This is a genomic window from Pantoea sp. CS_6 (assembly GCF_041954745.1).
Taxonomy (GTDB): domain Bacteria; phylum Pseudomonadota; class Gammaproteobacteria; order Enterobacterales; family Enterobacteriaceae; genus Pantoea; species Pantoea stewartii.
The window spans coordinates 47,965-70,338 of record NZ_JAVAYG010000015.1; the positions used below are offsets into that span (position 1 = coordinate 47,965).

19 protein-coding genes are annotated in these 22,374 nt (G+C 54.4%); 12 read left to right on the top strand and 7 right to left on the bottom strand.

Annotation, left to right across the window (positions count from 1 at the left end; translation table 11 throughout):
• Positions 1-11: 11 nt before the first annotated feature.
• Positions 12-1,409: an MFS transporter gene (locus RAC90_RS19075; protein WP_054633440.1), complete on the bottom strand. Its 1,398-nt coding sequence runs from the start codon at positions 1,407-1,409 to the stop codon at positions 12-14.
• A gap of 472 nt (positions 1,410-1,881) precedes the next feature.
• Between RAC90_RS19075 and RAC90_RS19080 the strand changes: the two genes are divergently transcribed.
• From RAC90_RS19080 to fruA, 6 genes are all read left to right on the top strand, one after another.
• Entirely contained in the window at positions 1,882-2,913 is a 1,032-nt protein-coding gene (locus tag RAC90_RS19080) for a LacI family DNA-binding transcriptional regulator (RefSeq protein ID WP_054633573.1), read from the top strand.
• Between the two features lie 245 nt (positions 2,914-3,158).
• Positions 3,159-4,091 carry a dihydrodipicolinate synthase family protein gene (locus RAC90_RS19085; protein ID WP_367143843.1) on the top strand — a complete coding sequence of 311 codons (933 nt, stop codon included), beginning with the start codon at positions 3,159-3,161 and terminating at the stop codon, positions 4,089-4,091.
• 306 nt (positions 4,092-4,397) lie between these two features.
• A complete protein-coding gene (locus RAC90_RS19090) occupies positions 4,398-5,690 on the top strand; it encodes an anaerobic C4-dicarboxylate transporter family protein (RefSeq protein ID WP_375124659.1) in 1,293 nt (430 codons plus the stop codon).
• A 382-nt stretch (positions 5,691-6,072) separates the two neighbouring features.
• Entirely contained in the window at positions 6,073-7,203 is a 1,131-nt protein-coding gene (fruB, locus tag RAC90_RS19095; RefSeq protein ID WP_054633443.1) for a fused PTS fructose transporter subunit IIA/HPr protein, read from the top strand.
• On the top strand, positions 7,200-8,138 hold the full coding sequence (gene fruK / locus RAC90_RS19100) for a 1-phosphofructokinase (protein ID WP_006119955.1): 939 nt from the start codon (positions 7,200-7,202) through the stop codon (positions 8,136-8,138). Before fruB ends, fruK begins: the two co-directional genes overlap by 4 nt.
• Before the next feature lie 16 nt (positions 8,139-8,154).
• A complete protein-coding gene (gene fruA / locus RAC90_RS19105; protein WP_006119954.1) occupies positions 8,155-9,852 on the top strand; it encodes a PTS fructose transporter subunit IIBC in 1,698 nt (565 codons plus the stop codon).
• Between the two features lie 36 nt (positions 9,853-9,888).
• On the opposite strand, the gene nfo is transcribed toward fruA, so the two are convergent.
• The 3 genes from nfo to RAC90_RS19120 form a co-directional block, all read right to left on the bottom strand.
• Positions 9,889-10,731, bottom strand: a complete 843-nt coding sequence (gene nfo / locus RAC90_RS19110; protein WP_033740573.1) for a deoxyribonuclease IV — start codon at positions 10,729-10,731, stop codon at positions 9,889-9,891.
• A gap of 240 nt (positions 10,732-10,971) precedes the next feature.
• Positions 10,972-11,901: an Rpn family recombination-promoting nuclease/putative transposase gene (locus tag RAC90_RS19115; RefSeq protein ID WP_033740571.1), complete on the bottom strand. Its 930-nt coding sequence runs from the start codon at positions 11,899-11,901 to the stop codon at positions 10,972-10,974.
• Between the two features lie 180 nt (positions 11,902-12,081).
• On the bottom strand, positions 12,082-13,134 hold the full coding sequence (locus RAC90_RS19120) for a YeiH family protein (protein ID WP_058702633.1): 1,053 nt from the start codon (positions 13,132-13,134) through the stop codon (positions 12,082-12,084).
• Between the two features lie 102 nt (positions 13,135-13,236).
• Between RAC90_RS19120 and RAC90_RS19125 the strand changes: the two genes are divergently transcribed.
• The 5 genes from RAC90_RS19125 to RAC90_RS19145 all read left to right on the top strand — a co-directional run bounded on the left by RAC90_RS19125 (position 13,237) and on the right by RAC90_RS19145 (position 18,133).
• Positions 13,237-13,602, top strand: a complete 366-nt coding sequence (locus RAC90_RS19125) for a YkvA family protein (protein ID WP_006119946.1) — start codon at positions 13,237-13,239, stop codon at positions 13,600-13,602.
• A 17-nt stretch (positions 13,603-13,619) separates the two neighbouring features.
• A complete protein-coding gene (gene yieE, locus RAC90_RS19130) occupies positions 13,620-14,489 on the top strand; it encodes a DNA-binding transcriptional regulator YeiE (protein ID WP_033740566.1) in 870 nt (289 codons plus the stop codon).
• 181 nt (positions 14,490-14,670) lie between these two features.
• Complete coding sequence (locus tag RAC90_RS19135; protein ID WP_033740564.1) at positions 14,671-16,131, top strand: amino acid permease; 1,461 nt, start codon at positions 14,671-14,673, stop codon at positions 16,129-16,131.
• Positions 16,132-16,268: 137 nt separating this feature from the next.
• Complete coding sequence (locus RAC90_RS19140) at positions 16,269-17,345, top strand: iron ABC transporter permease (RefSeq protein WP_054633448.1); 1,077 nt, start codon at positions 16,269-16,271, stop codon at positions 17,343-17,345.
• On the top strand, positions 17,345-18,133 hold the full coding sequence (locus tag RAC90_RS19145; protein ID WP_033740562.1) for an ABC transporter ATP-binding protein: 789 nt from the start codon (positions 17,345-17,347) through the stop codon (positions 18,131-18,133). Before RAC90_RS19140 ends, RAC90_RS19145 begins: the two co-directional genes overlap by 1 nt.
• A gap of 35 nt (positions 18,134-18,168) precedes the next feature.
• On the opposite strand, the gene fghA is transcribed toward RAC90_RS19145, so the two are convergent.
• From fghA to RAC90_RS19160, 3 genes are all read right to left on the bottom strand, one after another.
• Positions 18,169-19,014, bottom strand: a complete 846-nt coding sequence (gene fghA / locus RAC90_RS19150) for an S-formylglutathione hydrolase (protein ID WP_006119939.1) — start codon at positions 19,012-19,014, stop codon at positions 18,169-18,171.
• Between the two features lie 11 nt (positions 19,015-19,025).
• A complete protein-coding gene (locus tag RAC90_RS19155; RefSeq protein WP_033740561.1) occupies positions 19,026-20,150 on the bottom strand; it encodes an S-(hydroxymethyl)glutathione dehydrogenase/class III alcohol dehydrogenase in 1,125 nt (374 codons plus the stop codon).
• A gap of 78 nt (positions 20,151-20,228) precedes the next feature.
• On the bottom strand, positions 20,229-21,140 hold the full coding sequence (locus RAC90_RS19160) for a LysR family transcriptional regulator (protein WP_033740559.1): 912 nt from the start codon (positions 21,138-21,140) through the stop codon (positions 20,229-20,231).
• A gap of 106 nt (positions 21,141-21,246) precedes the next feature.
• Between RAC90_RS19160 and RAC90_RS19165 the strand changes: the two genes are divergently transcribed.
• On the top strand, positions 21,247-22,374 hold the full coding sequence (locus RAC90_RS19165; RefSeq protein WP_133745372.1) for a YbfB/YjiJ family MFS transporter: 1,128 nt from the start codon (positions 21,247-21,249) through the stop codon (positions 22,372-22,374).

Genomic DNA, 22,374 nt, shown 5'->3' on the forward strand with positions numbered 1-22,374 from the left:
CGATAAGCAGCTCAGGGCGAGAGTTCTTCCAGCGATTTTCCTTTTGTTTCAACAGCAAACAGCAGTGTTACCACACCGCCAATGAGTGCAATAACAGCAAACATGATGAAAACAAATCTGATGCCGAAACCGGACACGATAAATCCTACCATCAGGGGACCCAGTGACGATCCGGCGCGCAGCCAGGCGCTGGAAAAGGCGGTGCCAACCGCCCGTAGTCGGGTTGGATACAGTTCCGCCGAATAGAGATACAGCGAGAAAGCGATAGTTTGCAATATTGCATAGGTGATACTGCCAAAGATTAGTACCTGCAAAGGGGCTGTTGCGCCCGATACCCAGAGCGCGGCTAACGGAATAATCGCCAGCATGAACGCCCAACTATACCAGCGCTTTCTTCCTACTTTATCGATATTGAACGCACAGACAACAGAAGCGATGACGCCGCACGCAGAAGTGATCCATCCATAGGCCAGGCTGGTTTCCAGCGGCAGATGGAATAAGGTTCGGTACAGGGTTGGAAACCACGTAATCATCCCGTTGTTAATGGTGTAAACCGTAAGCCACAGGCCCCAGAGCATAAAGGTACGCGACTTATAGATTCCCGAAAAAAGCGCTTTGACACCACCTGATGATACGGCAGCAGGGACAACGGGTGTTATGACGGGTTCAGGCAACACCATGCCGCGGCGAAGGGCTTCTGCTTCAAACGAACTCACCACGTTTTCGGCTTCCTGGTGACGTCCTTTCACCACTAACCAGCGCGGTGATTCTGGCATCAGCCAACGTAATGGCGCAGCCAGTGCCGAGGGAATCAGGCCAATAAGAAACATGACTTTCCAGCCATAAACCGGTACCAGGAAAAAACCGATCAACCCGGCACACATCATACCGACAGGAAAAATTACTTCGTACAGCAAAAAGAAGCGACCGCGCTTTTTGGCTCCGACAAATTCATTGATATAGGCACTGGCGACAGGCACTTCCGCACCAATACCCAGCCCCTGTAAAAAGCGAATAATCAGTATTGACCAACCATTCCAGGCAAACAGGCAGGCGGCATCCATGATAACGAACAGGATAATGGTGATTCGTAATACGCCGATTCTGCCTATCTTCTCCGCCAGGGTGCCGAAAAATAATGCGCCAAACAGCTGCCCGACGTAGCTTGCCGCAATGATCAGTCCGACAAATGTTGGCGTCAGTCCCCATTCCTGGGTCAATTGCGGCAGGGCAAATGCAATAGCAATAATCGTGTAAGCGTCGAAAAACGTTGATAATCCAACAACGATACGGATGAGCTTTAAGCGTCGCGTAATAGGTAAGCGCTCGAGTCGTGCCAGTAACGCAGTAGAGTGCGCCGCAGAATGACTCTCGCTAGCCGTACGTGACGCGATAACCTGAATAGTCATAGTTATACCCTGTAACATGGGGCATAAACGTAAGAAAGCGAAAGGACAGACATCAAATTTCAGGCCCTTTACTTACGGTTATTGCACATCTTTAAAGAGAGAAAATAAGCTGTGATAACGTTAATGCAATCGTTTTCACATGGGTTTATCCTTTGTCCTGTATGCGTTTGCGTCAATTCAGCGGTGCAATTAATTGCGAGTGACTTCACACTCCAGAGGCATGTCATTAAAAAAGCGTGAACGGACGCATAATATCAGGCAGCGTTTGGTTGAGATTTCCTCCAAATGCATAACGTAAGCTTTACCGGTGCGGGGCTAGCCGGGAACGCAATCAAAAGCCAGTCGCATAATGTGAATCATGATTACGCTGAGGTGCGCTTGCGGCAAGCGAACAGGCTATTTCGTCCCGACAGGCAGCAGCTACAGTTTGTAGACAGTTATTTGCTACTCAGATTATTACTTGGAGTCAATTGTGGATCAGGAAAGCCAGGAAAAGGACCCGTCAGATAAGCGACTTATCACGATGCGCGATGTTGCTAATGCGGCAGGCGTCAGCATTTCGACCGTATCACGGATTTTGGATGAAAGGCTGCCACAGTCAAAAAGCGCCTCAGCTGAAAAAGTTCGCCAGGTTGCACGTGAGCTGGGTTACAGGCGAGATTACGTTGCATCAAGTTTACGCAGAGGGGACACCGGGACGCTGGGTGTGCTGGTTCCCCGAATGACCGATGCCGTCACCGCGATGCTCTACGAGGAAATCGCCACCGCAGCCGCACGACGCGGCTATTTTGCGATTGTCGCGACCTGTGGTGATGACTCCAGTCAGGAAAGCGCCGCGGTAGAATCTTTGCTGGACCGACGCGTAGATGGCTTGATTCTCTCGACCTGCCGTTTGGGTGACCCGCTTCCTCTTACGTTACGTGAGCGTGATATTCCCCATGTGCTGGTATTACGCACCGATGAAATCAGCCCTTCTTCCGTAGGCGATGATGAAATGGGAGGGTACCTGGCCACGCGCCATCTCATTGATTTGGGTCATAAAAAAATAGGCATGATTGGGGGGCCTGACTTTGCTTCTAATGCCTTGAATCGTCGCAAAGGCTTTGAACGCGCGATGAACGAGGCAGGCTTAACGGTGCGACCTGAATGGTGCCGTTCGTCAGACTTTAATATCCAGTCTGGCGAAGACGTGGGAAAAGCCATATTGAACAGTCGCTCACGGCCCAGTGCCATTTTTGCTGTGAACGATGAGATTGCTATCGGCGTCATGGCCGCCGCACACCAACTGAATATTACGATAGGTAAGGCATTGTCACTTGTCGGCTACAACGATATCCCTTTGGTAAGCCGGTTGCCTGTGGCATTAACCTCTGTAAGAACGCCGCTGGAACATATTGCCAGTAATGCAGTTGATATGCTGATAAATGGCAAAAATGCGTCGACCCTCCGCACTGTTATTCCCACACTTATACCGCGTAAATCGACGGCTTCGCCCGATACCTGAGATAGCCTGTATCAGGTATCGTCATGACAATAAATCCTGAAAGCGAATCCGAGATCCAGATCGCAGCAGTTATTCTCCTCGCTGTTTTTTTGTGATAATTGCTGCATTTTTACCCGCATGAATATTGACGGCGCACCGGGGACGGTTCAGATTTACCCTTGAGTGAAAACGATTGCACAAACGATTTCATGCGATCTTAATTTCTATGTTACAGATTTAATTATCTAAATATTAAGGAGTTTAAGATGATCAATATCGATCTCAGGGGATTAACACCGGCGCCCGTTACGCCTTTTACACGTGAAGGCCATATTGATTTTCCAGCCATCCAGCGCCTTGGAAGCTGGCTGGGCAGTATCGACGGTGTGAAAGGGCTTGTCGTATTGGGCCATGCGGGTGAGGGGACTTTCCTGACTCAGGATGAGCAGGCCGCTGTAATTCGAGCTTTTGTTAAATCTGTTGAGGGCAAAATACCGGTGATTGCGGGCATCACGGGGGAGGGCACAGAGGTTGCAGCACGGGAAGCAAAACGGGCTGTCGAAGCGGGTGCAACTGCCGGATTGCTTTATCCTTCACATGGCTGGTTGCGCTTTGGATACCAGGAGGGCGCGCCTCAGGATCGTTATCGCGTAGTCTATGAGGAGAGTGGATTACCGCTCATTCTCTTCCAGTATCCTGATGTCACTAAAGCCACCTATAACCTGAAGACGTTACTTGATATCGCTGCGCAACCCGGCGTGTTTGCAATGAAGAACGGGGTGCGTAACATGCGGCGCTGGGATACTGAGATCCCAGTGATCAGACGGGAACGCCCTGATCTGCAAGTATTAACCTGCCACGATGAATATCTGCTTCATACCATCTTTGACGTCGACGGCTTTTTAGTCGGATACGGCAATATCGCGCCTGAGCCGCTAATTGAGATGATTAATGCAGGTAAAGCACAGGACTATAAAAAGGCACGTGCGATTCACGATCGCCTCATGCCGGTGACTAAGGCGGTGTACCATCGCGGTTCACATATGGAAGGAACTGTTGCGCTTAAACATGCACTGGTCGCGCGTGGGATTCTGGAACATGCGACGGTTCGCTCACCTTTACTGCCCTTAGGCGAAGGGGCGGCAGAAGAAATTCATGCTGCAATGCGTTCGGCTGAACTGGGTAAGGTTAACGGCTGACTGGCGCGCAAACAGGCGGTGCTCATCCTTCGGGCGCTGCCTGGCTTAACACCGAAGGCTCTCAGCGGTTACGTATCTCGCAACAACGCTTTCAATGAAATGCTCCCTCAGTCAGCAGGGAACGCGCACTTTTACGGGCAATAACAGCGTTGTTCAACCCTCACAGGAAACCCTCGACTTAATCTGACGGGTGTCCTGGTAAAATCTGTTTCCACAACGTCTTCCCGTTTGTCGCGAAAGCATATTCGTGAAGACCTGCAGGGCAGGTGAGCAGGTAAGGGGCGCACGTAAAAAAGGAAAGACTACATGCTCTTACTCCAGTTTATTACCGTACTTTTTTTCCTGTTTTTAGGGATGCGAATCGGTGGCATTGGCGTAGGGTTCGCAGGCGGAGCCGGTGTCGTTGTGCTGTGCGCATTAGGGGCGACGCCCGGAGAGCTGCCAATGCTGGTTATGGTGTTTATCATGGTCGTCATCGTTGCGATATCGGCCATGCAGCAAGCCGGAGGCATTGATTATCTGGTGCAGCTTACCGAGCGAGTTCTTCGTCGTTATCCTCGTCTGCTGGTCGTGACGGCACCTCTGTCAACCTGGCTATTGACGATGATGGCCAGCACAGGCCAGGTTTCCTTTGCCTGTATGCCCGTTATTGTGGGTGTGGCGAAAGATCATCACCTTCGACCAACGCGAGCACTGGCTCTGTCGGTGGTGGCGTCATTGCTGGGGATCGTCGCCTCGCCCATTTCAGCGGCGGTGATTTTTTTCTCGGGTATTCTGGAACAAACCCAACTGGGATGGGGTTATATTGACCTGATTACCGTTATGATTCCTGCCACCTTCATGGCACTCATGTGCACGTCACTTTTCTACCTGTGCTGGGATCGCCTACGTAACAGCGATAAACTGGACACCCGGACTCTCTGTAATAAAAAAATATCCCATCATGAATCGTCCCCTTTTGCTAAACGTTCAGTCCTGATCTTTGTTACCGGGCTTATTGTCATCCTGTGTTATGCCATTTTTAGCAGCCCCAGGGTGGGGATCATTTCAGAGCCAGTTTTAAATAGCGGCGAGGCCCGAATTACCGTAATGCTCGCTGTCGCCATGGCCATTGTGATGTTATGCCGGGTCAATGTGCACACCATTCCTGATTCCTCCGTCTTTAAAACCGGCATGACTTCCTGTATTTGCATACTGGGTGTGGCCTGGCTGGGCACGACTTTTATGAACAGCAATCGCATCTTTATACAGGACATCGTGGCCAGCTATTTTACGGACTCTGTTGTGCTACTGGCACTCATCATTATGCTCGTCTCCTGTTTTCTCTATTCTCAGGCCGCCTCAACCAAAATTTTGTTTCCAATGGCGCTAAGCATGGGTATTGCACCGGCAGCGCTCATCGCCTGCTTTCCGGCCACTGCTTCGCTGTTTATCCTGCCCAATTACCCCACGCTATTGGCTGCTGTCACGCTGGACGACACCGGATCGACACAGCTAGGACGCCGGATAATTGATCATCCTTTTTTTGTTCCCGGATTACTGGCAACGTTATTATCGATGCTGTTTTCCCTTTGGCTGGCTGTTCTTATTCATCCCTGAATGCCAACGTAAGGGTGTTAGCAACAGTCTGTGCAGATTTGCCAGCGCTTAAACGGGCAGGACGCGCTGGCGCATCGTTTCCGTTGTTCGTCAATCGCACTTCTCTCTCTGAAAAGCTGACGTTGCTGAAATTCCCTACTGTAAATCGACCTGATGTCGTCCAGACTTCAGCACGCTTTTTTAAGATTCTCCTGCGACCTCACTGAATTGTGCGTAATGTCAAAGATCTGTTACGTCGTTAACGCATTTTCTTGCCTGCGGCACGTCACTCCATCACAATTCTTGAAACGTTTCAGCGTTGCTCTGGCAACCTTCGTTGCCGCTAACAGCATTTTTAAACACCAGTTAGCTGAAACGATTCAATCAGCAAGCGAGGAGAATTATGTTCCAGCTCGAATTGCAGGCCATCCATACCGGAGCCAGCGCCCAAAATAAAGAAGATGCGATTCGTCAGGTTGCGGCGGCACTTACTGCTGCAGGTAATGTGGCGGAAGGTTATGTCAACGGTATGCTGGCACGTGAGCAGCAGACCTCTACCTTTCTGGGGAGTGGTATTGCCATTCCTCATGGCACCACCGACACGCGCGATCTGGTGCTGAAAACCGGCGTGCAGGTCTTTCAGTTTCCGCAGGGCATTGCCTGGGGCGACGATCAGACCGCCTATGTCGCGATTGGTATTGCGGCCAAATCCGATGAACACCTGGCCTTGTTACGTCAGCTTACGCATGTGCTGAGTGATGACTCTGTTGCCGAACAGCTTAAAACGGCCTCAGCGGAAGATCTGCGTGCGCTGCTGATGGGTGAGAAGCAGCCCGCGGCGTTCAGCTTTGACACCTCCCTGATTACCCTCGACGTCAATGCACGTGATTTGATGACGTTGCAGGCCTTAAATGCCGGGCGTTTACAGGCGGCGGGCGTGGTTGATGCCAGCTATGTCGCGGATGTGGTGTCCCGCCATCCTCTGAGTCTGGGACAGGGCATCTGGCTCAGTGACAGCGGTAAAGGCAATCTGCAAAGCGGCGTAGCCGTCAGCCGCGCAGCGAGCGCGTTTGAGCACCAGGGCGAACCGGTCAACATGCTGATAAGCGTGGCAGCCGTTGATGAGCGTCCTCTGGACGTGCTGGGCTACCTCAGCGCGTTGCTGCAGAGTAATAAGGCCGATCGTTTATTAAAAGCGGATGCGGCAGGTGTCTATGCCCTGCTGACCAGCGAAGTCGACGAGCAGGCGGACCAACTGACTGCAGAATTCACGATCCGCAACGAGCATGGCTTACATGCGCGTCCGGGTACGGCACTGGTGAGCGTTATCAAGCAGTTTAACAGTGAGATCACGATTACGAACCTCGACGGCAGCGGCAAACCGGCGAACGGACGCAGCCTGATGAAAGTGGTCGCGCTGGGCGTGAAAAAAGGCCATCGCCTGCGTTTCACTGCCAGTGGTGATGATGCACAGCAGGCATTAGACGCCATCGAAGAAGCAATCAACAGCGGATTAGGTGAGGGGGCAGCATGACCAGACGTGTGGCAACTATCACGTTGAATCCTGCGTACGACCTGGTCGGCTATACGCCTGAAATTGAGCGCGGTGAAGTGAACCTGGTGAAAACCACCGGATTGCATGCTGCCGGTAAAGGCATCAATGTTGCCAAAGTGCTGAAAGATCTGGGGATTGATGTCACCGTAGGGGGCTTTCTGGGGAAAGATAACCAGGATGGTTTCCAACAGCTGTTCAGTGAACTGGGGATTGCTAACCGCTTTCAGGTGGTCAATGGCCGTACCCGCATCAACGTCAAGCTCACCGAGCAAAACGGGGACGTCACCGATCTCAACTTTTCCGGCTTCAGGGTGACCGCGCAGGACTGGGATCGTTTTACCAGCGATTCATTAACCTGGCTGGGTCAGTTCGACATGGTTTGCGTCAGCGGCAGCCTGCCGGAAGGTGTCGATCCTGACGCCTTTACCCGCTGGATGACTGAACTGCGCACCCATTGCCCTTGCATTATCTTCGACAGCAGCCGTGAAGCGCTGGTCGCAGGCCTGAAGGCCGCACCATGGCTCGTCAAACCCAACCGTCGCGAGCTGGAAATCTGGGCGGGACGTAAACTCCCTACGTTGCAGGATGTGATTAATGCAGCGCACGAGTTGCGTGAGCAGGGCATTGCACATGTGGTGATTTCTCTGGGTGCAGAAGGCGCACTTTGGGTCAATGCCTCAGGTGAATGGATTGCTAAACCGCCGGTGTGCGAGGTTGTCAGCACCGTTGGGGCAGGTGACTCCATGGTAGGTGGCCTGATTTATGGCCTGTTAATGCGTGAATCCAGTGAACATACGTTACGTCTGGCTACTGCGGTAGCCGCGATGGCCGTGAGCCAGAGCAACGTTGGCGTTACCGATCGTACCCAGTTGGCCGCAATGATGGCGCGCGTCGACTTACAACCCGTTAACTAACAGCAGGAGAGCGATAGTGAAAACGCTGCTGATAAAAGATCCTTCAACAGGACTGGCCTCTGCCTACATGGCAAAACAACGTCTGGCTGCTGCGGCTGCGCAGGCGGGTTTGACGCTAACAGAAAACCCGGCGGAAGCCGAACTGGTGATTGTCACCGGTCAACATGTGCCTGACGATGCTGCGCTGAACGGAAAATCCGTCTGGCTGGGGGATGTTCAACAGGCGGTCAGTGAGCCAGAACAGTTCCTGAACCGTGCGAAAGCCGAAGCGAAACCCTGGCAGGCCCGCGCAGCCGCTCCGGCTGCAACCCCTGCAACAGCGTCAGCTAACGGACCAAAACGCGTGGTTGCCGTAACGGCCTGTCCAACGGGCGTAGCACATACGTTTATGGCGGCTGAAGCTATTCAGGCTGAAGCGACCAAACGCGGCTGGTGGGTAAAAGTTGAAACCCGTGGCTCTGTTGGTGCAGGTAACGCGATTACGCCAGAAGAAGTGGCGGCGGCCGATCTGGTGATCGTGGCGGCGGATATCGAAGTGGACCTGGCGAAGTTTGCGGGTAAGCCGATGTACCGTACCTCAACCGGCCTGGCGCTGAAGAAGACCGCTCAGGAACTGGATAAAGCCGTTGCTGAAGCGAAGCCGTTTAAACCGTCCGGCGCGCAAAACAGCAATCAGGAAGAGAAAAAAGAGGGCGGTGCAGGCGCTTACCGTCATCTGTTAACAGGCGTGTCTTACATGCTGCCGATGGTGGTGGCTGGTGGTCTGAGTATCGCGCTGTCGTTTGCGTTTGGTATTACGGCGTTTAAAGAGCCGGGTACGCTGGCGGCTGCGCTGATGCAAATCGGTGGCGGTAGCGCGTTTGCCCTGATGGTGCCGGTACTGGCGGGTTTTATCGCGTTCTCTATCGCGGACCGTCCGGGCCTGACGCCGGGCCTGATTGGCGGGATGATCGCCACCAGCATCAACGCGGGCTTCCTTGGCGGCATCATCGCGGGCTTTATTGCGGGGTATGCAGCCAAACTCATTAGCGGCAAAGTGAAGCTGCCACAAAGTATGGAAGCGTTAAAACCTATCCTGATTATTCCGCTGTTTGCCAGCCTGATCACCGGCTTGCTGATGATCTATGTGGTCGGTAAACCCGTCGCGGGCATCATGAGCGGTTTGACCAGCTGGCTGGCTCACATGGGAACGGCTAACGCTATCCTGCTGGGTGCTATTCTCGGCGGTATGATGTGTACCGACATGGGTGGCCCTGTTAACAAAGTTGCCTACGCTTTCGGTGTCGGTCTGCTGAGTTCACAAACCTATGCACCGATGGCCGCCATTATGGCTGCGGGTATGGTGCCACCGCTGGCAATGGGGCTGGCGACGCTGGTTGCCCGTCGTAAATTCAATAAAGGTCAGCAGGAAGGAGGTAAAGCCGCGCTGGTTCTGGGCCTGTGCTTTATCTCAGAAGGTGCGATTCCGTTTGCTGCTCGTGACCCCATGCGCGTCCTGCCATGCTGTATCGTCGGCGGTGCGGTGACCGGTGCCACTTCTATGGCGATTGGTGCCAAACTGATGGCACCGCACGGCGGCCTCTTCGTGCTGTTGATTCCAGGTGCAATTACCCCGGTACTGGGTTACCTGCTGTCGATTGTTATCGGCACAGCCATTGCCGGATTAGGGTATGCGGTGCTGAAACGCCCGGAAGAAGAACTGGCGAAAGCCTGATCTTAAAAGGAAAAAGGAGCCGCCAGGCTCCTTTTTTTAACGTTGCTCTGATTTGAGCCAGGCTATTTCATCTTTCCAGATATCCGGATTGATGGTCTCCAGAATCAGCGGAATACCATCGAAGCGCGAATCCTTCATTATCCAGCTAAACACGGTTTTACCGATATTGCCTTCTCCCAGGCTGTGGTGACGGTCAACCCGGCTGCCCAGCGTACTTTTGGCATCATTCAGGTGCATGCCACGCAGATAATTAAATCCGACTATGCGATCAAACTCGGCAAAGGTTTCAGTACAGGCTGCTTCGCTGCACAGGTCATATCCGCCGGCGAAAGCATGGCAGGTATCAATACAAACACCTACGCGAGATTTATCTTCAACGTGTTCGATAATGGTCGCGAGATGCTCAAAGCGAAAGCCCAGATTACTGCCCTGTCCGGCAGTGTTTTCAATCACGGCGGTGACGTTGCGGGTCTGATCCAGTGCGATATTGATGGACTCAGCGATACGTTTTAAACAGGTCAGCTCGTCAATCTGCTGTAAATGGCTACCCGGATGAAAATTTAACAGTGTCAGGCCCAGTTGCTCTGCACGCTGCATTTCATCCACGAAGGCATCGCGGGATTTCTGCAGGGCTTCCATAACCGGATGCCCCAGATTAATCAGATAGCTGTCATGAGGCAGAATCTGATCTGATGAAAAGTGGTATTTCTCGCAGGCAGCGCGAAAGGCAGCAATAGTCTCATCCGAGAGCGGGGCGGCTTTCCACTGGCGCTGATTTTTGGTGAACAGCGCAAACGCCGTGGCTTCCAGTTCATGCGCGCGGATCACTGCCTGATCCACACCACCCGATGCGCTGACGTGCGCGCCAATATACTTCATGCCGTTCTCCTGAAGGGTTCAACTCAGTCTGAACGGCATGATACACGATGACACTGGGGCAAAACGCAGCGCGGCGGAAATTTTTACACCCGGATTAGGCAGGCAAACAGCAGCGCGACAGGATAATATCTGCTGCCCCGCAGAACAGAGCGGCGTCAGAAAGGACAGGCTGCCAGCATGGCGAGCTGGCAAGCGTCTGCAACAGAATGATGCGGGGACTAAAAAGGTTGGGCAAACCTGTCAGTGGCGGAGTTGCGCGATATCTTTTTCGCTCAGGCCGGTCATTTTGATGACGGTAGGGCGGTCAAAGCCGTTAGTTAACATGACCCGGGCAATCTTCAGCGCTTCTTCCTTTCTGCCTTTCTCAAGACCACGCTGTTCGCCCAAACGGATACCTTTCTCAATCCCTTTTTGTTCCAGCTGTTCTGCAATGGTCATCAGTGCGTCTCCGTGTTGCGGCACCCGCTGTGCCAGCTTATGGATTAAGGCGTGCGCATCCGACACCTCGCCCGCCTGCACCATGTAGTTTACCAGCGAGATAACCTGTGATGAAGAGAGATATTCATTTGTGAGAATAGCCACCAGCCTGTCAAGCATCACGGTCAGATTACGCTGATGGATGTGCTTCTGAAGTAACGTTAAGGCGGCCATACGGCGGTGGTGCAGGATCTCGTCGTCAGGGATACGCGTTACGTCAACCAAAGGGAAAGCCGCCGTGTAAAGTTTGCCCGCCTGATCCGGTAACGCAAAGCCATCCAGCCAGCAGAGAGAATAGGGATAGGGGCTACGTTTACCGGTGTAGAACAAGACGGGAATGACTAACGGCAGCGTTTGATGTCCGGCTTGCAGATGGCGATGCATGGCGGCCACCGCATAGCGCATTAACCTGAAGGCCATGTGTTTATCCGGACCAGACTGGTGTTCAATAAGGACGTGGATATAGCCTTCGCCGGACGCGGTTTTCACGCTGTACAGCACATCGCTATAGTACTGCCGCAGGTCGTCCTCGACAAAAGAACCCGATTCCAGCTTAAGCGTGGTCAGATCGCACAGGGCGCGCAACGCTTGTGGCAGGTGGATTGCCATAAAATCCCGCGCCACGTCCGGCTCGGTCAGAAACTGTCGGAACAGCGCGTCGTGAGGTGTCGGTGTTGGGGACGTTCTCTTCATCAGTTCCGGCTCGTAAAAATCACCGGTCTACAATAGAGCTACGGGAGGATCTTACCTAATAACAATGGTTTAATTTACGGCGCTTCTCGCAATGTTGGGGTGAGATGAACACCTTCAGTACGCGAGCAAACGGGCTAACCGGCCTGCATGCGGCCGGTTTAATAAAGACATGAACGTGCCTTACGCGATAAAACGCTGAACCAGCAGGTTAATCGTGCCGCCGCCCAGCACCAGCCAGCCAAAGACCAGTGCCCCCAACAGGACAGGTTTATAGCCCGCTGCACGCAGGGCAGTGAAACGGGTGGTCAGACCTAGTGCCGCCATTGCCATGGTCAGCAATATTCCTCCCAGCGTGTTGAACATATTCACCCATCCGGCCGGCAGCCAGTGCAGCGAGTTGAACAAGGCGACAACGACAAACATCAGGGCAAACCATGGAAACGTCACCGGCTTTGCGCTCTGCTGTTCTGCCTGCTCACGTCGCAGGACGCCGCTCAGCAACAGTAAAAACGGCGCCAGCAGCATGACGCGCAGCATTTTCGCGATAACGGCGCTGCTTTCGGTTTCGGGCGCAATGCTGTGTCCGGCAGCAACGACCTGCGCCACCTCATGAATGGTTGAACCGGTAAAAATGCCAAACTGCGTCAGCGTGACACGGGGAAAAAAGTCATGCACCAGTGGCCACAAAACGGGATAAATAAAAATCGCCAGGGTACCAAACAGCACCACCGTAGCGACGGCAACGGCCACTTTTGACGGCGCCGCTTTGACCACCGGTTCCGTGGCCAGCACCGCCGCGGCGCCACAGATGCTGCTGCCTGCACCAATTAACCATACAGTTTCGCGGTCAAGCTTCAGCAGACGTCGGCCCAGCAGGCAGGTCACAAAGAACGTACTGCTCAGGGTCAGCACATCAATCAGCAGGCCGCTTAATCCCACGTCGGTGATTTGCTGCAAGGTGATGCGAAAGCCAAACAGAATCACACCGAGCCTGAGCAGTTTTTGTTTTGCCAGCTGTACGCCCGCGTCACACTGGCCGGCAAGAGGAGAGTAAACGCTGTTACCGACGATGATGCCCAGCATAATCGCCAGAGTTAATGATCCCAGACCCAGACGAGCGATGCCTGGCACCTGGGCCACAGCGGCAGTCACGCTGGCGATCAGGCCGCATAACAACAGGCCGGGTAGCCACTGCTGAACGAAAGGATTTTTTGAAAGGGTGATGTCTGCCATGATTACGCTCCTGGTTGAGCGCTCATCATCATGCGGGGCTTGTTAAAAGTGAAATTGATTATATATTTATAATCTACCGCTATAAGTGATAAGGCAGGAACTATGCTGTTTGCACGACTGAAACGCTTAATCACGCTCATCAAACGCGATGTGCTGACGCTCGCCTTTGCCTGTCGCGATCCTCAAACACCGCTGTGGTGTAAAGGCCTGGCCGCCGGGTTGCTGGCGTACGGCATAAGTCCGATCGATTTGATTCCGGATGTTATCCCGGTTGTGGGACTAGTAGACGATGCCGTCATTATCCCTGCCGGTGTCATGTTACTGCTGAAAATGCTGCCGCGCGAGGTTCGGGCCCGCAGCGTCGCGCGTGCGCAGCAACAGCGTGCACGCGGTAAAAAAGTATTGGGTGTACTGGGTGTGATTTTTCTGCTGTGGATCGCCCTGATCGTTTACCTTGTCGCGCGCTAAGTGATTCCGGAGTTTTCATGCATATTACCCTGCGACAAATTGAAGTGTTTACCGAGGTGCTTAAAAGCGGCTCTACCACCCAGGCTTCTCAGGTGCTGGCGCTCTCCCAGTCTGCTGTCAGTGCCGCCCTGGCTGACCTGGAAAACCAGTTAGGTGTGCAGCTTTTCGATCGGGTAGGAAAGCGGCTAGTGCTCAACGAACATGGCCGGTTACTTTATCCCCGTGCCGTTGGCCTGCTCGAACAGGCCACAGAAATCGAACAGTTATTCAAAGAAGATAACGGGGCTATTCGTATTTATGCCAGCAGCACCATCGGGAATTATCTGCTGCCGGGGATGATTGCCGGTTACCGCCGTGATTTCCCCACGTTGCCTTTAGAGCTGAGCGTGGGAAACAGTCAGGACGTGATCACAGCCGTTTCCGATTTTCGCGTCGATGTGGGATTAATTGAGGGGCCGTGCCATATGACGGAACTGGTCAGCGAGCCCTGGCTGGAAGATGAGCTGGTGGTCTTTGCCGCACCGGACGCCGCCATTTTGCAGCAGCCCGTCACGCTGACCTCGCTGGCTGAGGCCACCTGGATTCTCCGCGAGCGCGGCTCAGGTACGCGCGAGATTGTCGATTATCTGCTGTTGTCCCATTTGCCGACATTTCAGTTGGGCATGGAGCTGGGCAACTCCGAAGCGATAAAGCATGCCGTGCGGCACGGGATGGGCATCAGTTGCTTATCACGTCGTGTGATTGCCGAGCAGTTGAGCGCCGGGACGCTGATTGAGCTGAAAACGCCTTTGCCGAATCTGACGCGCACGCTTTATCGCATCCACCATCGACAAAAACACATCTCAAAGGCCCTGTCGCGGTTTTTATCGTACTGCCGGGAAACGTAAACGCCCGATGAATGGTGGTTTAATCAGCGGTTCAACCCCTTGAATTTCAGGGAAACAGGCGGCGCCGCTAATAATTTCGCGCCAATCATGAAGGTAACTAATAACAGCGTAGCATTCGCTATACAGCGTGGCCTTTGCTGCTACAATCGCGCCTTATTTTTACCCAGCGTAATGTTTACACATGCATAATGATACAAATACAACACAACAACCTGCGTTACGACGCGATCTAAAAGCACGCCATCTCACCATGATCGCCATTGGCGGATCAATCGGTACAGGTCTGTTTGTGGCATCCGGTGCCACCATCTCTCAAGCTGGCCCCGGCGGGGCATTACTCTCATATGCCTTAATTGGCTTAATGGTCTATTTCCTGATGACCAGCCTCGGCGAACTGGCCGCCTTTATGCCGGTTTCGGGCTCCTTCGCCACCTACGGTGCCAAATACGTGGAAGAGGGCTTTGGTTTCGCCCTGGGCTGGAATTACTGGTACAACTGGGCGGTCACCATTGCTGTCGACCTGGTGGCATCGCAACTGGTTATGAATTACTGGTTCCCCGACACGCCGGGCTGGATCTGGAGCGCACTGTTCCTGAGCCTGATGTTCCTGATCAATTACATTTCAGTCAAAGGCTTTGGCGAGACCGAATACTGGTTTTCCTTGATCAAAGTCGCCACCGTCGTGATCTTTATCGTGGTGGGCGTGTTGATGATTGTGGGCATTATGCGTGGCGCGGAAAATGCAGGCTGGCATAACTGGCAGGTAGGCGATGCGCCGTTTGCCGGAGGCTTCGCGGCGATGATCGGTGTTGCAATGATTGTCGGCTTTTCTTTCCAGGGGACTGAACTCATCGGCATAGCGGCGGGTGAATCTGAAGATCCGGCGAAAAACATTCCGCGCGCCGTGCGTCAGGTGTTCTGGCGCATCCTGCTGTTTTATGTGCTGGCCATTCTGATTATCAGTCTGATTCTGCCCTATACCGATCCGCAACTGCTGCACAATGATATTAAAGATATCAGCGTGAGTCCGTTTACCCTGGTGTTCCAGAATGCCGGCCTGCTGTCTGCGGCGGCGGTCATGAACGCGGTGATTTTAACGGCGGTACTGTCGGCGGGTAACTCCGGGATGTATGCCTCAACGCGCATGTTGTATAACCTGGCGTGTGAAGGTAAAGCGCCGCGCATTTTTGCCCGGCTGTCAAAAGGCGGCGTACCGCGTAATGCGTTATGGGCCACCACCGTCGTCGCGGGTTTGTGCTTTTTAACCTCAAAATTTGGTAATCAGGAAGTCTATCTCTGGCTGCTGAATACCTCCGGTATGACAGGCTTTATCGCCTGGTTAGGGATTGCCATCAGTCACTATCGTTTCCGTCGCGGTTATGTGGCTCAGGGGCGCGATCTGAGCGACTTGCCGTACCGCTCAGGCTTCTTCCCACTGGGGCCCATTTTTGCCTTTGTACTCTGTCTGATTATTACGCTCGGTCAGAATTACCAGGCCTTCCTGCAGGACACCATTGACTGGTACAGCGTTGCAGCGACCTATATTGGCCTGCCTTTGTTCCTGCTGATCTGGCTGGGTTACAGGCTGGTGCGGGGCGGACGCATTGTGAAATACAGTGAGATGGAATTTCCCCGCTCATAACGGGTTAAAAGCGCACGGTAAACGCCGTGCGCTTTTACGTTACGTCATCACTATTAACATTCCATGAATTGATAATTATTATCACCTGCACTATTGTGGCTGCGTTTTTAATTTTGGAGCCATTACTGGATTGAACCATGACAACGGAATCCTCGTTGATTGGTGCTGAAGCAGGCCATCAGCCCATACTGAAAAATTATCATCAGGTTTTGCGCCGCCGCCTGTTCTGGATAGGGGCGTTGCTGGTGGCGATCCTTGCGTCACTGGTTCTGGACTTTACGCTCGGCCCGGCCGGACTTTCGCTATCGACGTTGTGGCACACGCTGCTCTCACCCGAGAGCGTTGATGCAGGCACGCGCGTCATTGTCTGGGATATCCGCCTGCCTTATGCGCTCATGGCCATCGTGGTCGGCCTTGCACTGGGCCTTGCCGGTGCAGAAATGCAAACCATCCTTAATAACCCGCTTGCCAGTCCGTTTACGCTGGGCGTTTCCTCGGCGGCGGCGTTCGGCGCCGCACTGGCCATTATTTTAGGCGTAGGGATTCCGGGGATCTCCGGTCAGTGGTTTATCTCAGCCAATGCGTTTATCTTTGCTCTGCTGGCCGCCTTAATGCTGGACGGCATTACGCGCTGGACGCAGGTCTCGTCATCTGGCGTGGTGTTATTTGGTATTGCCCTGGTGTTTACCTTTAATGCGCTGGTGTCGATGATGCAGTTTATCGCCAGTGAAGATACGTTACAGGGGCTGGTGTTCTGGACCATGGGCAGCCTGGCGCGTGCGTCCTGGGAAAAACTGGGCGTACTGAGCGCGGCTTTTGTGCTGTTGGTGCCGTTTTCCCTGCTCAGTAGCTGGAAACTGACCGCACTGCGCCTGGGGGAAGACCGGGCCGTGAGTTTTGGTATCGACGTGCGCCGTCTGCGCCTGGCGACTTTGCTGCGTATTAGTGTGCTATCCGCCTTAGCGGTCGCCTTTGTCGGCCCGATTGGTTTTATTGGCCTGGTCGCACCGCACATCGCCCGTATGATGTTCGGCGAAGATCATCGCTTCTATCTACCGGCCAGTGCGCTGACCGGTGCCCTTGTGCTGTCGCTGGCTTCAGTGGCTTCCAAAAACCTGATTCCCGGAGCCATTATCCCGGTCGGGATTGTGACCTCGCTCATTGGGGTGCCGTTTTTCCTGAGTATCATTTTGCGTCACCGAGGGCATGTGTAATGGAACAGGGATTACGCCTGCGCGGCTTCACCACCGGTTATCCTAAACGTCAGGTCATTGATAACCTTCACGTCGAGCCGTTACCGCGTGGCGAAATCACGGTCCTGCTGGGACCGAACGGCTGCGGTAAATCCACCTTACTGCGTGCGCTGGCCGGGCTGAATAAAGGGCAGGGCGAACTGTGGTTAAACGGCGAAGATCTGATGACTCAGCCGTTTGCCCGCCGGGCCAGACAGGTTGTGTACCTGCCGCAATCGTTGCCTGCGGGGGTGCATCTGCATGTGCTGGAGTCCATTATTGTCGCGCAGCGTGCGTCATCGGGCCTGCACAGTCCCGCCAGTGAAGCCGATGTCATGAAACTGCTGGATCAACTGGGCATTGCCCATCTGGCAATGCGGTATCTGGATCAGCTCTCGGGTGGACAAAAGCAGCTTGTTGGCCTGGCCCAGTCGTTGATTCGCCGGCCTGCGCTGTTACTGCTGGATGAACCGCTGAGTGCGCTGGATTTAAACTACCAGTTTCACGTTATGGATTTAGTGCGGCGTGAGACGGCGCTGCGCAATATGGTGACGGTGGTCGTGGTCCACGATATCAATATCGCTTTACGTCACGCGCAGCATGCGCTGATGCTCAAAGCGGGACAGTTAATCGCAGAAGGCGCACCGGATAGCGTGATCACGCCCACTACGCTGGCGCAGGTTTATGGCGTGCAGGGCCGCATTGAGCACTGTTCCCGCGGAATGCCGCAGGTCATGATTGACGGATTAGTCCGGGAAGGGCTGATGTAAAAAAACGGGGATGGCGCACGCCATCCCCGGTTGTGTTATCCCACCAACAAGTGCTGCGCATGAAAGCGCAGATGATCTTCCACGAAGCTGGCGATAAAGAAGTAACTGTGATCGTAGCCTGGCTGAATACGCAGAGTTAACGGGAAATCCATCTCCTGCGCCACTGCCTCTAATCGCTCCGGCTGAAGCTGATCCGCCAAAAACTGATCGCTGTCGCCCTGATCGATCAATAACGGCAGGCGATGCTGAACCTCGCGCATCAGCTGACAGCTGTCGTATGCCCGCCAGGCCTGGCGATCCTCTCCCAGATAAGCGGTGAACGCCTTTTGTCCCCAGGGCACATCGGCGGGATTCACAATCGGCGCAAAGGCGGAGGCGGAGGCAAAGCGGTTTGCCAGGCGTAACGCCAGCATCAGCGCGCCGTGTCCGCCCATAGAGTGCCCCATGATCGACTGACGTTCACTGACCTTAAAGTTATCGGCAATCAGCGCAGGCAGCTCCTCACTAAGGTAGTCGAACATCCGATAGTGGCTCGCCCAGGGCTGCTGCGTCGCATTGAGATAAAAGCCCGCGCCCTGGCCCAGATCATAGCCCTCGTCATTGGCCACCGCCTCACCGCGCGGGCTGGTATCGGGCATGATCAGCACCAGCCCCAGTTCAGCGGCGACGCGCTGCGCACCCGCTTTGGTGGTAAAGTTTTCATCATTGCAGGTCAGGCCTGCCAGAAACCACACCACCGGTGGGGGCGAATCCCCGCGCGGACGGGGCAAATAGATGCTGAACGTCATCGGGCAGTTCAGCACCTGGGAGGGATGACGCCAGCGCTGCTGCCAGCCGCCAAAAATACGGTGTTCTTCCAGTAACTCAAGAGAAGATGTCATAGCGCCCCAGATTACTTATTGAAGTGAACGACGGAGCGGATCGACTTCCCTTCGTGCATCAAATCAAAGGCGTCGTTTATCTCTTCCAGCGGCATGGTATGCGTAATGAAGTCGTTCAACGCAAATTTACCATCGAGGTAATCCTGCACAATCCCAGGCAGCTGCGAGCGACCTTTCACGCCACCAAACGCAGAGCCACGCCAGACGCGCCCTGTGACTAACTGGAACGGACGCGTAGAGATTTCCTGGCCTGCACCGGCGACGCCAATGATCACCGACTCGCCCCAGCCTTTATGGCAGCACTCCAGGGCAGAACGCATCACGTTGACGTTACCGATACATTCAAAGGAGAAATCCACGCCGCCGTCGGTGAGTTCAACAATCACGTCCTGGATAGGTTTATCGTAATCCTTAGGGTTGATCAGATCGGTCGCACCAAGTTTACGGGCCAGGTCGAATTTGCTGGTATTGATATCAATACCAATGATGCGGCCGGCCTTCGCCATTTTCGCGCCGATAATCGCTGACAAACCAATGCCGCCCAGACCAAAGATGGCAACGGTATCGCCTTCTTTAACTTTAGCGGTGTTCATCACCGCGCCCATACCGGTGGTTACGCCGCAGCCCAGCAGGCACACTTCTTCCAGTGGCGCTTCTTTACTGATTTTCGCCAGAGAGATTTCCGGGACGACGGTGTATTCGGAGAAGGTTGACGTGCCCATATAGTGAAAAATGGGTTTACCGTCTTTAAAGAAACGCGTCGTGCCGTCAGGCATCAGGCCTTTACCTTGTGTGGTGCGGATGGCCTGGCACAGATTGGTTTTGCCTGACAGACAGAACTTACATTTACCACATTCCGGCGTGTAAAGCGGGATAACATGATCGCCCACTTCCACGCTGGTGACGCCTTCGCCGACCGCTTCAACGATACCGCCGCCTTCGTGACCCAGAATCGCCGGGAACACGCCTTCCGGATCGCTACCTGACAGCGTATAAGCATCCGTATGACAAACGCCAGTGGCAACGATACGGACCAGCACTTCCCCTTTTTGCGGCGGCATTAAATCCACTTCTTCAATTTTCAGTGGTTCGCCAGCGGCCCAGGCGACAGCGGCACGGGTTTTGATCATGTTCATGCAATCCCTCTTCCAGTCAGATTGTGACGCGTTATGGCGTCTGGATGGTCGTGATTCATTAAAAATAGCGCGGAAATCTTATTCCGCCGCCTGTAAAGGATGCATCAGCTCATCGTTGAGCGGACGATCGTGAAACTGTTCGATAATAAGGTACTTGAGTGCCTCAACATTGGGCGTAAAGGCGTCCCGTCGCCACATCAGCCAGGTCGCAGTATCACGATACTTCGCCGGCAGGCTGTGTACCTGAACCCGTGCGCGCTCTGGCATCTGTTTCAGGACCGACGCCGGAATCATCGCCACGCCTGCACCGCCTGCGACACAGGCCAGCATGGCATGATAAGACTGAATCTCCATGACGCTGTTTGGCGCGGCCTGGCTGTCGCGATACCAGGCTTCCAGTTTCACCCGGTAAGAGCAGCTGTTGCGGAACGCAAACAACGTATCTTCCTGAGTATCGCGTGCGCTCGTCACCGGGATGTGGTCAAGGTCAGTGATGAGCACCATCTCTTCACGGAACGCAATACAGCCATTCAGATCGTCATGCTGAACCGGCCCGTCGACCAACGCCGCGGCCAGTGTTCCTTCGCGAACCCGATCGATAATTTCACCGGAGGTGCCGGTGATCAGCGATAAGGCGACCGCCGGAAAACGCTGATGATAGGCAGCCAGCAGACCAGGCAGGCGCGTTGCCGCCGTACTTTCCATCGAGCCCAGCGCAAAATTCCCGCCAGGCTTACCGGTGCGCGCCATACTTAAGGCTTCATCGCTCAGGGCCAGAATGCGCTGCGCATAGTTAAGAAAGTTATGGCCCATCGGGGATAAGCGAATACGCTGTTTTTCCCGAATGAACAGATCGGCACCCAGTTCCTCTTCCAACTGGCGCAGGCGCGTGGTGAGGTTAGAAGGCACCCGATGCAGTTGTTCCGCAGCACGGGCAAGAGAACCGCTCTCTGCCACGGAACAGAACATACGTAGCTGGACTAAATCCATGTGTTCTCTTCCTGTAAGCAAGTTGGTTAATATTATTCACTTTTCGTGATTCTAAGCATCGTTCATGCTGTACGCAAGTTTCAATTTAAAAAAACTGAGGTGCCCAATGGCATTTCGCGTCGCGATAAGTGCGTTTTTGACCTTGTTTGTCGTCATGGGCATCGGCCGTTTTGCGTTTACGCCCCAGGTGCCTTTACTGATTCAGGCTGATCAGTTAACCCTGACCAGTGCCAGTGTGGTCGCAGCATTAAACTATCTGGGTTACCTGTGCGGTTCCTTTGACGCGATGCGCGCGCAGCAGCGTGTGGAGTGGCGCCTGCATCTGGGGGTTTGGGGCGCGGTGGTGTTAACCGCGTTGTCAGCCTGTGCCGGGGGCCCCTGGCTGCACGGGATCATTCGCTTTGTGATTGGCTGGGCCAGCGGCTGGGCCATGGTGCTGGTGGCCGCGTGGAGCAATGAGCAACTGCATCACTACGGTCGTCCTGGTCTGTCGGCGGCGGTCTTTGCCGGTCCCGGCGCTGGCATTTTCATCAGCGGCCTGCTGGCGGTCATCTTACACAGTTTACAGGTCTCTGTGACGCTGGCGTGGGGCATTTACGCTGTGCTGGCCGCCGTGCTGGTGGCGGCCATCTGCCGCAACCTGCCGCGTACGGGGGCGCTGCACCGGGCAGGGCAGGTACCAGCGCCGCTGACGCTGACGCCCAACCTGCGGCGGCTGGTCCTGAGCTACAGCCTGGCGGGGTTTGGCTATATTTTGCCTGCCACCTTTTTGTCGCAAATGGCGGCAGCCCGTTTTCCGGGCAGTGCGCTGGCGCAGCTGGTCTGGCCGGTATTTGGCGGGGCGGCGATGCTGGGCATCGTCATCGGTATTGTGACGCGTCGAATGGGGCAGGCGCATGCCCGCCTGGCCATCACGCTCTGGGCCCAGGCGCTGGGCGTGCTGGCGGCCGCCTTGTTGCCGGGGTTCGGTGGTTTGTTACTCGGTGCGCTGCTGGTGGGCGGGGGCTTTTTGAGTGTCGTGCAGTTGTCGCTGCTTTGCGCGCGTGAACTGGCTCCGCAGCATACGCGCTATATGGCGGGCTTACTGACCACCGGCTATGCGATTGGGCAACTGGCTGGCCCCTTACTTTCCTCGCTTTCAACCCTGTTTCTGCACCACCTTGAGCCTGCGTTATGGGTAGCAGGCGCCAGCCTGGTCTGGGCGGGCCTGTTAGTGTGGCGGCGGGCCGCGTGA